The organism is Thermovibrio guaymasensis (assembly GCF_003633715.1).
Taxonomy (GTDB): Bacteria; Aquificota; Aquificia; order Desulfurobacteriales; family Desulfurobacteriaceae; genus Thermovibrio; species Thermovibrio guaymasensis.
In genome coordinates this window covers 185789-199069 of record NZ_RBIE01000002.1, presented here as the reverse complement: position 1 = coordinate 199069, position 13281 = coordinate 185789, and the positions used below count along the sequence as shown (strand labels likewise).

The window sequence follows — 13281 nt, the reverse complement described above, 5'->3', positions numbered from 1 at the left end:
CTATAATTAGACTCTACTTAGGAAAAATTTAAGAAAAGGATGGGTAATGAGGAAGTTAACTTTCCTTGTCGTAATTTTAACTCTCTCTTCCTGTGGAATGCTTAAGGAAATAAAAAAGAAAGAAATTAAAGAGGCTCCACCTCAGCCGAAAAAAGAGGAAGTTGAGAAAGCTGCTGTTGAAGTTAAAAAAAGTTCCTACAAGCCGAACTACCTTTACTACTACATGCTCTACCTTAACTTTCACTCTCAGGGTAAGTATCAGGAGGCTCTAAAGGCCCTTGATAGGGCAATAGAAGAAGCCCCAAACAACGTAGACCTCCTCTTGGAGGGGGCGAAGCTCGCAACAGCCCTAAAGGATTACGATAGAGCTGAAAGTTACCTATCTAAAGTTTTAAAGTTAGACCCCCAGAACGTCAGGGCTTTAAAACTACTTGCGGGAATTAGCGTTGTTAGAAAGAAGTTTGACAGGGCAGAGGAGCTCTACAGGAGAATTTTAGATGTAAAGAAGGATAGGGATACGTACATATTCCTTTCAGACTTACTCATTAACCAGAAGAAGTGCGATGAGGCGCTGGAGTTCCTTAGAAAAGCCGAGAAGGAATTTCCTAAAGACTACCTAATTGAGTACTTCATAGGTCAGGTTTACTACCTGAAGGGAGACTACGGAAAGGCAAGGGAGCACCTTGAAAGGAGTATAGAGATCAATCCAAACTTTGAAAGTGCTTACATTCTCCTTGGAAAGCTCTTTAAAGAGCAAAGGTCGTATGCTGAAGCTGAGAGGTTCCTAAAGGAAGTCCTGAAGAAGGATCCTGAAAATACCTATGCCTTAAGGGAGCTAATAGTCGTTTATATCCTCCAGAACAAGCCCGACGAGGCCGTTAAGTTAATAAACAAACTTGCAGAGCTTGAACCCTATAACCTAAAGCTCCTTTCTTGGCTTGCGGCAAACCTCTTTCAGATAGGGGAGTACAAGCAGGTAATTCCGATAATAGAGAGAATTACTAAGCTAAATCCCGATAATCCAAACGTTTACTTTATGTTGGGCTTGGCCTACGAGATGTCGGGCCAGCTTGAGACGGCAGTTGAAGCCTACGAGAAATCCCTTGACCTTTACCCAGAGAACCCTACAGTTCTTGAGAGATTAGCGGTTGTAAGTTACAAGCTCGGTAGACTTCAGGATGCAAAAGCTTACTATGAAAGGCTGTGGCAGTTAACCGGTAATCCTCAGTACCTTATAAAGCTTGCCCTTGTAGCAGATAAGCTTGGAGAGACTGAGGAAGCCTACAGGCTCCTAAAGGACTGGAAGGAACAGTTTAAGGACAATCCTAAACTTCTCTTTTACCTTGCCTACTTCTCCGAAAAGCTCGGTAAGTTTGAGGAAACTGAGAAGTACCTTAGGGAGCTCCTAAAGGTAAAGCCCAACCCTGATGCCTACAACTACCTTGCATACTTCTACGCTCAAAGGGGTAAGAACCTTGATGAAGCTTTAAAGCTTATAGATGAAGCCTTAAAGGCCGAACTGGAAAACCCTGCGTTCCTTGATACGAAAGGTTGGGTTCTCTATAAGCTAGGAAGGTATAAAGAGGCCTGTAAGTGCTTAAAGAGAGCCCTAGAAAAGAAACCTGAAGATACTGTGATAAACCAGCACTACGGGGAGTGCCTCTTTAAGCTTGGAAGGAGAAAGGAGGCTGAAAAGTACTTGACGAAGGCCCTTCAGGGAATACTTGAGAATAAGAATATGGAAATTGAAAAGGAAGAACCGGGAATACTCAAGAGGACTATAAAAATCCTAAAGGAGATAGGAAAGGAGGAGAGTAAATGAGCTGGACGATGTTGCTTTGGGGACTTATAGTGTTCTTAATTATCTCTCTACCAACCATTACGGGGCTTATGAGGGTAAATGCAGCCTTGAAGTTCTTGGAGGAAGGAAGTTTTAAAGATTTCTTGCCGTTAAACGCCATTAAACCGGGGGGTTTCGCTTACGCCCTTACCTTTAGCTTTAAGATAACCTTCCTTACGGCCCTAATCCTTGATTACGTTGAGTACGTTAAGCAGGTTTACTTCATAGTTTCACTTTACCTCTTTTTCCTTATGATAGATTTCATCGTCCAGTACTCTGGAGAAGCCTTTAAAGTTCTCTCACTTAACATAAAGAGCGCTTTCGTCGGAGCGTCTCTTCCCGTCTTTACACTATTTGTCCTTAACTTCTTGATTCAGAGGAAGTTGAGGAAACTCATCCCCCAGGAGATTGAGAACTACAGGAAGGGAAGGAAGAGTCCGGCTCTGAGGGAGTTTGATCAAAAAGGTTAAAGGAGGTGCTGAAATGAAGATAGAGTTTAAGACGGAGATTAAAGGTAAGAAGGCTGATGCCCTTATTACGGGAGTTTACGAAGGTCTTAAGGAGGTAGAAAAGGAGGAAAAGGAAAAGCTTAAAGCCCTCTCTTTTAACGGAAAGAAGGGGGAAGTTGCTGTTCTTCCAGGTCAAGCTTTCAAGAGCGTTATATTTGTAGGTCTTGGTAAAAAAGGTGAGGTTAATCAGGAAGCAGTAAGGATTGCTGCTGCAAAGGGTATAAGGAAGGCCCAGGAACTGAAGGCTAAGAGGGTAGTCTGCGAGCTCCTCGGCGTTGACAAGCTAAAGGAGAAGGGAGCAAAGGCAACTGCTGAAGGTTTAGTCTTAGGAAACTATCAGTTTAACAAGTACAAGAAGGAAAAAGGGGAAGGAGTAGAGAAGTTAACCGTTGCAGGGCAGAAGGAATTTAAGAAAGCCTTTGAGCTCGGAAGGGCCCTTGCAGAGGCCGCTAACTTTACGAGGGACCTGGTAAACGAGCCGGGAAACGTTATTAATCCTGAGAAACTTGCTGAAGTTGCTAAAGAGCTCTCAAAGGAGTACGGCTTTGACTGTAAGGTCTTTGACGAAAAGAAGTTAGAGAGCAACCAGATGGTTGGAATTCTAACAGTTGGAAGGGGAAGTAAGAACCCTCCAAGGTTCATTCACATTGCCTATAAGCCTAAGAAGGCTAAAAAGAAAGTTGTCCTTGTAGGTAAAGGTGTGACTTTTGACAGTGGAGGTCTTAACATAAAGCCCGAGCAGTTTATGAAAACGATGAAGTCGGACAAGGCGGGAGCCTGTGCAGTTTTAGGTATTATGAAGTTAATAGGGGAGCTCCAGCCTAACGTTGAGGTTCACGGTTTAATTCCCTCAGTTGAGAATATGCCAGACGGAAAGGCGTACAGGCCGGACGACATAATTGTCTACAGGAACGGTGTAAGCGTTGAGGTTCTCTCAACCGACGCTGAAGGAAGGTTAATCCTTGCAGATGCTCTACTCTACGGAAGTGAACTAGAACCGGACTTTATGATTGACATGGCAACCCTTACAGGGGCCTGTGTTGTTGCCCTTGGACACTACACCAGCGGTCTTTTTACAGAGGACGACTCACTTGCAAAGGAGCTCTGTTCCCTCTCTGAGGAGACAGGGGAGAAGTTCTGGAGACTTCCCCTTGACCGGGACCTTGAAGAGGAGATAAAGGGAGCCTATGCAGATATTCAAAACGTCGGTAAGAGCCGTTACGGTGGAGCCATTACTGCAGCCCTTTTCTTGAAGAAGTTTGTTAATAAGGACAAGGTAAAGAGCTGGGCTCACATTGATATAGCTGGACCTGCGTTCCTTGATAGAGACTGGAAGTACTACAGACAGGGAGCCACCGGCCAGCCTGTAAGGACTTTAGCCCAGTTTATTCTAAATGAGGAAGAGTAGGGGGCTTTCCCCCCTTTCCCTTTAAGGGATGTGGAAGCTAAAGCTACTTGTCCTTTCTCTCCTAACGGGTCTCTTTACAGGTATAGCAATTTCTTTCTACGTCTTTTTAACTAAGAGTATTTCATACCTCTTTTACTTAGGAGATCCTTACAGGACAATACCCAACCTTCCTTGGTGGTACGTTATCTTTGTGCCGACTTCTTCCATTTTGATGGTTAACTTAATAATTCTCTATAACGATAGGGCAAGGGAGTACGGAATAAGAGAGATTTCAAAGGCCCTTGGTGAGAATAGGCTTACTTTTACGATGTCAGACCTTGCCCTTAAAATAGTTTCCTCAGCTCTCTCAATAGGAAGCGGTTTTGCAGTTGGAAATGAAGGACCTTCTGCTGCAATAGGCACGATGATTGCCTATAAGATTAACAAGTTCTTAAAGCTACCGAAGGAGCTCCTTAAAATTGCAATAGGAATAGGTGCAAGCAGCGGAATTGCAGCAGTGTTCGTTTCCCCTATTACAGGAATTCTCTTTGCAGTTGAGACTGTTGCCTACTCCCTGATAAAGGATTTCGTTGGATTTCTCCTCCTTGGTAGCTTCACCTCCTTTTTGGTTGCACTTCTCTTTTTAAAACCTTTAATGTTCAGCTACTCAATAGGAAAGGAAATCCATCCCGATTACCTATTCTCAATCTTCCTATTTATTCCGGTAATTTCACTTGGAATTTACCTTTACCTTACTTTGAGGGATAGGGTTTTCTTTTACCTAACGTCCTTTTTATCAAGGAGGTTAAACAGAACTCAAGAGGCCGTTTTAACTTCTATCGTCGTAGGAGTTACAGTAGGTGTTCTTCTTAAGGTATCTCCCTACTCAGGCTTTTCTGGACATGAAGTTGTAGAATCTCTTATAAACAGTAATTTCCACTTTCCCCTGATCGTTATCTTTTCCCTTGTAATTTTGAGGATCTTTACAAATGCAATCTCCCTCTACGCCAATGCCGTAGGAGGGCTGTTTATAACTTTAATGAGTATAGGAGCTCTAATAGGTTATGGATTTGGGGAGGGGTTGAAAGGAGTAGGGTTCTCAGTGGAGCCCTTTTACTTTGCAGCCGTTGGAGCGGCAGTCTTTGTCGGAGTTGTTATGAAGATTCCCTTTACTGCCGTTGTTTTAGCCCTTGAGATAACCTACGACTACAACGTTATTATTCCGACCGGTCTGATAGTTTCACTTATAGGTTTATTGGCTTCCTCACTCTTTGAGCTGAAAAAGGCTATGCTTAAAAAGGGGGGAATTCCCCCCGAATCTACTTCTTGACTTTCCTTCCTTTTCCCTTACTCTCCTCAGGGTAGAGGGCAGTTTCAAATACCGGCTCAATCCTATTTACAAACATGAGCTTGACCTTTTTCTTTGCCTCTTCGGGTAGTTCCTCCATAACCTCCTGTTTGTTCTTCTCAGGGAGGATTACAGTTTTCACTCCGTACCTGAGGGCTGCGAGGATCTTCTCCTTTAGCCCCCCTACAGGTAGGACTTTCCCTCCTAGGGTTATCTCTCCTGTCATTGCAACGTCTTTGTGTACCTTTCTACCTGTAAGGGCTGAGAGCATTGCCGTTGCAATCGTTATTCCAGCAGATGGACCGTCCTTAGGAATCGCTCCTGCCGGTACGTGGACGTGGATATCAATCTTTGAGAAGTCGTGCTTTATCTTGTACTTTTCGGCGTTTGCTTTAATAAATCCCAGGGCAGCTTGGGCAGACTCCTTCATAACCTCACCGAGCCTTCCTGTAAGGATTAGCCTTCCGCTTCCCTTTGTTACTACAACTTCAATGAAGAGGACGTCTCCTCCTACCGGAGTCCAGGCAAGGCCCGTTGCTACTCCAACTTCATCCTCTCCGAGCTCAAGCTCTGGAATGAACTTTGGAGCTCCCAGTATCTTCTCAACCATCTTTTTGGTAATCTTGTACTTCTTCTCTTTGCCCTCGCTGATCCAGAGGGCCACTTTACGGCACACTGCAGCAATCTTCCTGTCTAGGTTCCTTACTCCAGCTTCTCTGGTGTAGTGCCTTATGATGTGTAGGAGTCCTGAGTCTGTAAACTCAATATCCTTCTCAGTTAGTGCGTGGTTTTTCATCTGCTTTGGAACTATGTACTTCTTTGCAATCTGAAGTTTCTCATACTCTGTGTAGCCGGGAATGTTCAGGACTTCAAGCCTGTCGTATAGGGGTTCAGGTATTGTGTGAGGGGTGTTTGCCGTTGCTATGAAGAGTACCTCTGAAAGGTCAAAAGGGTGGTTTATGTAGTTGTCAACGAACTCCTTGTTCTGCTCAGGGTCTAGGACTTCAAGGAGTGCTGCTGCAGGGTCTCCTCTGAAGTCTGAGGACATCTTGTCAATTTCATCAAGGAGGATTACAGGGTTTTTAGTTCCGGCCTTCCTTAGGGCCTGAATTATCTTACCGGGCATGGCTCCTACGTAAGTCCTCCTGTGCCCCCTTATCTCAGCCTCGTCCCTTACTCCTCCAAGAGAAATCCTTACGAACTTCCTCCCTAAAGCCCTTGCAATTGAACGGGCAAGTGAAGTTTTACCTACTCCCGGTGGGCCTACAAAGCATATTGTAGGCTGTTTAACTTCCTTAACCTTCTTCCTCCTCTTCTTCATTAAGGCCTTGACGGCTAGGTATTCAAGTATCCTACTTTTAACCTTCTCAAGGTCGTAGTGGTCTTCATCAAGGATCTGCCTTGCCCTCTCTATGTCAAGTTTATCCCTGGTTCTCTTTGACCAAGGGAGCTCTATCATCCACTCAATCCAGGTCCTTAAAACTCCAGCCTCGGCCGATTCAGGGTGCATCTTCTCAAGGCGAGAAAGCTCTTTAAGTACGGCTTCCTCAACCTCCTTTGGCATTTTCGCCTTTTTAACTTTTTCTCTGTACTCCTCAATTTCCTTGCTCTTTTCCTCCTCCTCTCCCAGCTCCTTCCTTATAGCCTTTAGCTGTTGACGGAGGAAGTACTCCTTCTGTTCCTTCTCCATAGACTCTCTGGCTTTTGTCCTGATTAGCTCCTGAACCTCAAGGACCTTGATCTCGTGCTCCAACTTCTGGCTGATCTTCTTTAACCTCTCAATAGGGTCCTCTGTTGATAAGAGGTCTACTGCCTCCTCAGTTGAGAGCTCAATCTGTGCAGCGATTAAGTCTGCAAGGCGTCCGGGGTCTTCAATTGAGCGGAGGATCGCTACAATGTCTGGTGGAATTTGCTTTCCGAGGGCAACTACCCTTTCAAGCTGATCTTTAACCAGCTTTATGAGGGCCTCTTCCTCTATACTCTTAGGCCTGTATTCAGGCTCTTGAATGTACTCAAGGACGGCCCTGTAAAGGTTTTCCTCTTTTTTAAGGTCCTTAATCTTTGCCCTTCCAAGTCCTTGAACTAAGATCTTTACCCTTCCGTCGCCCATTCTCATTGCTTTAAGGATTACGGCGACGGTTCCGTAATCGTAGAGGTCTTCCCTCGTCGGTTCCTCTATCTCCTTGTCCTTTTGAGTTGCAAGGAAGATTAGTTTGTGTTCCCTTAGGGCTTCCTCCACAGCGTTTAGGGAGAAAGGTCTTCCAACGAAGAGGGGAGCTATCATCATTGGAAATACAACAACGTCTCTTAAAGGGAGAACCGGTAGTTCCTCAGGGAACTTGGGCTCCTGAATAGGCCCTTGCATTATCTCAGCCATCTCTCTCTCCCGGTTTGAGTTTTTTCTTAAGGAATTCTAAAAACGGTTCTCTAAGGTCTTCCCTTGATAGGGCAAAGTCAACAGTGGCTTCTAAGAAACCAATCTTATTACCTGTATCGTAACGCTTACCTTCCATTATCCTACCATATATGGCCTCTCTCTCTGAGAGAAGAGCTATTGCATCTGTAAGCTGAATTTCGCCTCCTTTTCCTGGCCTTGTCTTCCTCAGCATCTCAAATATTCTGGGGGTTAAGATGTACCTACCTGCAATTGCAAGGTTTCCGGGAGCTTCCTCCGGTGAAGGCTTCTCTACTAACTGGTCAACCTTTATTACTCCAGGTTCAACCTCTTTGCCTCCAGCAATTCCGTACTTACTTACCTCTTCCTCGGGGACCTCCTGAAGGCCGAGAACTGAGCACTTAAACCTGTTGAAGACTTCAATGAGCTGTTTTATCGCAGGTGGTTCAGAGACCATAACGTCGTCTCCAAGGAAAACGGCAAAAGGTTCGTTTCCAACTGCAGGCTCTGCAGTTAGTATGGCGTGTCCAAGGCCCAGGGGCTCTTTCTGCCTTATGTATATGAATTCTGCAAGTTCTGAAATTTCCCTAACTATTTTAAGGAGCTCTTCTTTTCCCTTTTCCTCAAGTGCCCTTTCAAGCTCAAGGTTTCTGTCAAAGTGGTCTTCTATTGCCCTTTTGTGCTTTCCCGTAACGAAGATTATCTGTCTTATTCCTGCCCTTACAGCCTCCTCAACTATGTACTGGATTACGGGTTTATCAACTATCGGGAGCATCTCTTTAGGCTGTGCTTTCGTCGCCGGTAAGAACCTTGTTCCGAGCCCTGCAACGGGTATTACGGCTTTCCTTATCATCTATACCTCCCACTCAAATCTCCTTGCGAATATGCACTTTAAGTACCTGCTCTCCGGAATCTGAAGGACGAAGGGATGGTCCTTTGCCTGGTAAGTTGTGTAGAGGACTCTCAGTGGGGTTCTTGTGTCGTAGGCTGCAGATATGAGGATTTCTTCAAGCATTGGCGGAGTTATGTGGTGGGAGCATGAACAGACGACTATCCTTCCTCCCGGCTTTAGCATCTTTAGTCCCCTTAAGAAGAACTCCTTATAACCCCTCTTTGCCTGCTGGACTACGGTCTTACTCTTTGCGAAGGCTGGAGGGTCTATAACTATTGAGTCAAACTTTTCCCCTTCCTGGCTCATCTTCTTTAGGACTTTAAAGGCATCCCCCTTAACGAAGGTAAACCTGTCTGCAACCCCGTTTAACTGGGCGTTTTCCTTAGCAAGGTCAAGGGCAAGCTGTGAGCTATCAAGTGCTACGACTTCTTTAGCTTTTCCTATGACTGCAGCGTGAATTCCGAAACCTCCAAGGTGGCAGAAGGCGTCAAGGACTCTATCTCCCTCCTTTACGAACTCCTTTGCAAATAGGAGCTTGTTCTCCCTCTGGTCAAGGAAGTAGCCTGTCTTCTGTCCTCCAACTATTTGGACGTTGAACTTTATCCCGTTTTCAAGGATTACTACTCTTTCGGGGACATCACCGTATAGGGGCTGTTCAATTAATGGCAATCCCTCAAGCTCCCTTGTCTGGACGGTTGACTTCTCGTAAATACCCTTTGGTTTGACAACTTCAACTAAAGCCCTAACGACCGTTTCTTTTAGAATCTCCATTCCGAGGGTTGTGACCTGAATTACCAAGTATCCGTCGTAGTAGTCTGCAATTAAACCTGGAAGATAGTCGGCCTCAGAGTGAATTAATCTGAAGGCTGTGCAGTTTTCAGGAACAAGCTCTTTCCTGTATGAGAGGGCTTCTTCTATTCTCTTTACGAAAAACTGATAGTCTATCTCTTCGTCTTTCTTGAAGGTTAGAATCCTTATTGCTATGTAGCTATCAGGGTTTATGTAACCCTTTGCAAGGAAACTTCCCCTGTGGTCCCTTACGATGCAGAGCTCCCCAGGTTTTGGCCTCCTTGAGAAGGAGAGAATATCGTTTTTGTAAACCCAGGGGTGAAACCCCCTTATCCTCTTTTCCCTTCCCGGTTTGATTGATACTTGAAGCAATATTCCCTCCCGATTTAGATTTTTAATAGGGCTCCTGGAACAGCTTTAAAGAAGGAGAAGAAACTCTCTCTATAAGAAATATCCCCCGACATTAACTTTGCTGCGATGGCGGACACCTTTTCTGAGCGCTCTATTAGGAAGAAGTTTAAGTTCCTAAGGGGAAAAAAGAGCCTTCCGGTAATTCTTGCCCATTTAAACTCCTCTCCCATTTCACTGTCAACTAACTCTTTGTAGGTTCTTAAGACTTTGAAGTTCCCCTTTTCAAAGGAAGACTTAATAACTTTAGCAGCTAAAACCCCGCTTCTAGCTGCGTAGTAAATCCCCTCTCCTGTTAAAGGGTCAACTAGACCTCCCGCATCTCCTAAGAAGAGAACCCTATCCCTGTAGACGTCGTTCTTTCCCTTTCCTGCTGGAATTGGAAATCCTCCCTTCCAGATTTCCTTTCCTTTGAATCCGTGTTTTTCGTTAAACTCTTTAAGGAGCTGGTAGAGCCTTTTAAAGTTCTCCTTACTCTTAAACTCCCCTACTCCTGTTGTTATGAAGTTTCCCTTTGGGAAGGCCCAGTAGTAGCCCCATGAAAAGTGGGTAAAGTCAATTACTATTCTATCTTCCCCTTTCCCTTCTACGTCAATTTCGTAAGTAAACCCCAAATCCCTTTCCACTTTAAGCTGATTTGCTACTCTACTGTTTGCCCCGTCGCTAACAATTAGAACTCTGCAGGTGTAGGAATCTTTATCTGTTTTTACAGATATTTTCCCGTCCTCTAACCTCTCTACGGAGATGCACCTTTCCCCCGTGTGGATTTTGAGCTCTTCAGAGGGGAGCTCCTCAAACAGGAAATTGTCAAGTTCGCTCCTGTCTGTAAGGAAAGTTAAAGGTTCTCTACTCTTTATTAATGAAGTCCTACTTTTGTAGTGGAGCTCTATCTCCTTTGAGCGGGCCCTTACGACCTTCTCTAGCTTTGGGAAAAGGGAGGAGAGGAGTTTGTAGGCTTTTGGTGTTAGCCCTCCGGCGCAGGGTTTTTTCCTCGGAAACTTCTCTTTTTCAATTGCAAGCACTTTTAGCCCTGAACCAGAGAGCTCCTTTAAGAAGGAGCAGCCGGCCGGTCCGAGGCCGGAAACGATTATATCGTAGACCATTTACCTTCCCCTGTAATCCCCTATTAGCCTTTCAAACTCCCTAAATAGGTACCTTGAGTCGTGGGGGCCGGGGGAGCTCTCAGGGTGGTACTGGACTGTGAAGAGGGGTTTTGTCTTATGCTTTAACCCTTCAACAGTTCCATCGTTTAAGGAGTAATGGGTAACCTCAAGCTCTTCAGGCAGAGTACTTTCATCGACTGCAAAGCCGTGGTTTTGAGCGGTAATTTCAACCCTTCCGGTCTTCTTGTTCTTTACAGGCTGGTTGGCTCCCCTGTGGCCAAACTTCAGCTTATAGGTTGAAGCTCCGAGGGCAAGAGCAGTAAGTTGATGTCCTAGACATATTCCAAATATGGGTTTGTTGTAGGTTGCAATAAGGTATCTGATAGTCTCAATTGCGTAGGTTACTGCGGCAGGGTCTCCCGGGCCGCAGGATAGGAATATTCCATCAGGCTTCATCTTCAGGATATCTTCAGGGGGAGTGTTTGCCGGAACTACTGTAGGTTTTATGCCTACGTCAACCAGGTTCCTTAAGATGTTGTACCTGATTCCAAAGTCTAGGACTACAACGGAGTACTTAAAGTCCTTTCTCCTTGGGTATCCCTCTCCCAGCTTCCAGGTTCCAAGTTCCCACTCGTAGGGCTCTTTCGTTGTAACTTCATCAACGAGGTTTAAACCTTCCATTGGAGGAATTGAACGGGCCTTTGAAATTAGACTGTCTACGTCAAGGTCAACTGTTGAGATAACTCCCCTCATAGTTCCTGCACTTCTTAGCTTCTTCGTTAGTTCCCTAGTGTCAATTTCACAGATTCCTACTACTCCGTACTCCTTCAGGTAGTCTTCAAAGGACTTTTCCGCCCTCCAGTTGGAATAGATCTCAGATATCTCCTTTACTATGAATCCTTCAGCTTTTGGTCCATCAGACTCAACGTCTTCTCTGTTTGCTCCGACGTTCCCTATTAAAGGGCAGGTCATCGTTACTATCTGTCCTTTAAATGAGGGGTCGGTTATTATCTCCTGATACCCCGTCATAGACGTTGTGAATACTACTTCTCCGTAAGTTTCCCCTTCTGCCCCAAAACTGAGGCCTTCGTAGTAAGTTCCGTCTTCTAAAGCGAGAATTGCTTTCTTCCTCTTTAGCATTTGCCTACTCCACTTGGAAATTGGCTTAAATTATACCAGTGACAGCTGGCGGAGGTTAAAGTAATGAAAAGACTAGTCTTTGTTCTACTGGGTCTAGCTTTTCTCTTTGGGTGTTTTGAGGAAAAGAGCAGAAAACCCCTTGTAGTGACAACTCTTCCAGTCTGGAAGAGCGTTGCAGAGTACATAGGGGGAAGGGACTTTAGGTACCACTCAATTTTAAAAAGTGGTGTTTCCCCCCACGGCTACGAGCCAAAACCTTCGGACGTAAAGCTTGAAAAGGAGGCTTCGCTGGTAATAGTTCACGGCCTCGGTTTGGACGACTGGGCCCTTAAGGGAGTTGATGAGAATAAGGTACTGAACCTTGGAGCCCTCTTTTCAAAGAAGTACCCGAAGGTTAAGGAGCCCGGCTATCACCTCTGGATGAACCCTATCCTTATGGAGGAGGTTTACTTTGAAGTTGCACGGAGGTTAACGGCTTTCTATCCGAAGAAGGAAACTTACTACACAAAGAGGGCTGAAGACTACGCTGCTATGATTGATCAGCTTGTCGGTAGGATAGGTTCCTGCCTTAAGGGTGCAAAGAGTAGGGCCGTTGTAATCTACCACCCCGTATGGAAGCCCCTTTTAGAAACCTTCGGGCTTAGGGTAATTGAAATAGCCAGGACTCCCGAAGAGAGGATAACTCCAGAGAGGTTGAAGGAAGTTATTGAAGAAGCTAAAAAAGAGGGTGCAAAGCTTGTAATAGGTGAGGTTTTTGCTGATAGGAAAGTTCCCGAAACCGTTGCAAGGGAAGTAGGAGCAAAGGTCCTTATTCTCAATCCGCTTCCGGAGGGAAATTACGTAAAAGCCTTATCTAGCTGGGGAGAGAAAATATGTACCTCTTTAAAGGAGTAAGGTGATGATTTTGATGATAGACAACTACGATTCCTTTACCTACAACGTAGTCCAGTACTTCGGCAAGCTAGGGGCTGACATTGAGGTCTACAGGAACGATAGGATAACCGTTGATGAGATAGAGAGGAAGAGACCGGAGGCCCTTATCATATCTCCTGGCCCCTGTACCCCTAGAGAGGCTGGAGTTTCCGTTGAGGCGATAAGACACTTTGCTGGGAAAGTTCCAATTCTGGGTATATGTCTCGGCCACCAATCGATAGGTTTTGCCTTCGGGGCAAGGATAGTTAGGGCTAAGAAGTTAATGCACGGGAAGGCTTCAAACGTTCTACACGACGGTAAGTACCTCTTTGAGGGTATGAAAAACCCCTTTTCTGCAATAAGGTACCACTCGCTGGTGATAGATAGGGAGAGCTTGCCGCCGGAGCTCTTAGTAACCGCCGAAAGTGAGGATGACGGGGAGATAATGGGAATAAGGCATAAAGAGTACCCCATATACGGAGTTCAGTTTCACCCGGAGTCAATCTTAACTGAAGATGGAATAAAGATAATTGAAAACTTCTTAAAGCTAATCTAACT

General features: G+C 45.2%; 11 protein-coding genes. 6 read left to right on the top strand and 5 right to left on the bottom strand.

Translation table 11 applies throughout. The features are described 5' to 3' along the window. Positions 1 to 46 precede the first annotated feature (46 nt). From C7457_RS06165 to C7457_RS06150, 4 genes are read left to right on the top strand one after another with little or no spacing between them, the layout of a single operon-like run. Complete coding sequence (locus C7457_RS06165) at positions 47 to 1822, top strand: tetratricopeptide repeat protein (RefSeq protein WP_121171133.1); 1776 nt, start codon at positions 47 to 49, stop codon at positions 1820 to 1822. After that, a complete protein-coding gene (locus C7457_RS06160) occupies positions 1819 to 2310 on the top strand; it encodes a hypothetical protein (RefSeq protein WP_121171131.1) in 492 nt (163 codons plus the stop codon). The genes C7457_RS06165 and C7457_RS06160 overlap by 4 nt, the downstream gene beginning before the upstream one ends. A gap of 13 nt (positions 2311 to 2323) precedes the next feature. Then, a complete protein-coding gene (locus C7457_RS06155) occupies positions 2324 to 3757 on the top strand; it encodes a leucyl aminopeptidase (protein ID WP_121171385.1) in 1434 nt (477 codons plus the stop codon). A gap of 28 nt (positions 3758 to 3785) precedes the next feature. Beyond that, entirely contained in the window at positions 3786 to 5066 is a 1281-nt protein-coding gene (locus C7457_RS06150; protein ID WP_121171129.1) for a chloride channel protein, read from the top strand. On the opposite strand, the gene lon is transcribed toward C7457_RS06150, so the two are convergent. From lon to carA, 5 genes are read right to left on the bottom strand one after another with little or no spacing between them, the layout of a single operon-like run. Beyond that, positions 5056 to 7461 (bottom strand): endopeptidase La, encoded by a 2406-nt coding sequence (gene lon / locus C7457_RS06145; protein ID WP_121171127.1) that lies wholly within the window; start codon positions 7459 to 7461, stop codon positions 5056 to 5058. The genes C7457_RS06150 and lon overlap by 11 nt on opposite strands. Further along, entirely contained in the window at positions 7454 to 8332 is an 879-nt protein-coding gene (gene galU / locus C7457_RS06140; RefSeq protein WP_121171125.1) for a UTP--glucose-1-phosphate uridylyltransferase GalU, read from the bottom strand. Before galU ends, lon begins: the two co-directional genes overlap by 8 nt. Then, positions 8333 to 9532: a class I SAM-dependent rRNA methyltransferase gene (locus C7457_RS06135; protein ID WP_121171123.1), complete on the bottom strand. Its 1200-nt coding sequence runs from the start codon at positions 9530 to 9532 to the stop codon at positions 8333 to 8335. It lies immediately after the preceding gene. 14 nt (positions 9533 to 9546) lie between these two features. Next, entirely contained in the window at positions 9547 to 10671 is a 1125-nt protein-coding gene (locus C7457_RS06130; RefSeq protein WP_121171121.1) for a geranylgeranyl reductase family protein, read from the bottom strand. After that, positions 10672 to 11811 carry a glutamine-hydrolyzing carbamoyl-phosphate synthase small subunit gene (gene carA, locus C7457_RS06125; RefSeq protein ID WP_121171119.1) on the bottom strand — a complete coding sequence of 380 codons (1140 nt, stop codon included), beginning with the start codon at positions 11809 to 11811 and terminating at the stop codon, positions 10672 to 10674. It abuts the gene before it with no gap. A gap of 63 nt (positions 11812 to 11874) precedes the next feature. Between carA and C7457_RS06120 the strand changes: the two genes are divergently transcribed. Continuing rightward, the gene (locus C7457_RS06120; RefSeq protein WP_121171117.1) at positions 11875 to 12705 is read left to right on the top strand and encodes a metal ABC transporter substrate-binding protein; all 831 of its coding nucleotides are present in this window, start codon (positions 11875 to 11877) and stop codon (positions 12703 to 12705) included. Positions 12706 to 12709: 4 nt separating this feature from the next. Further along, a complete protein-coding gene (locus C7457_RS06115; protein WP_121171115.1) occupies positions 12710 to 13279 on the top strand; it encodes an anthranilate synthase component II in 570 nt (189 codons plus the stop codon). The last annotated feature ends 2 nt before the right edge of the window (positions 13280 to 13281 follow it).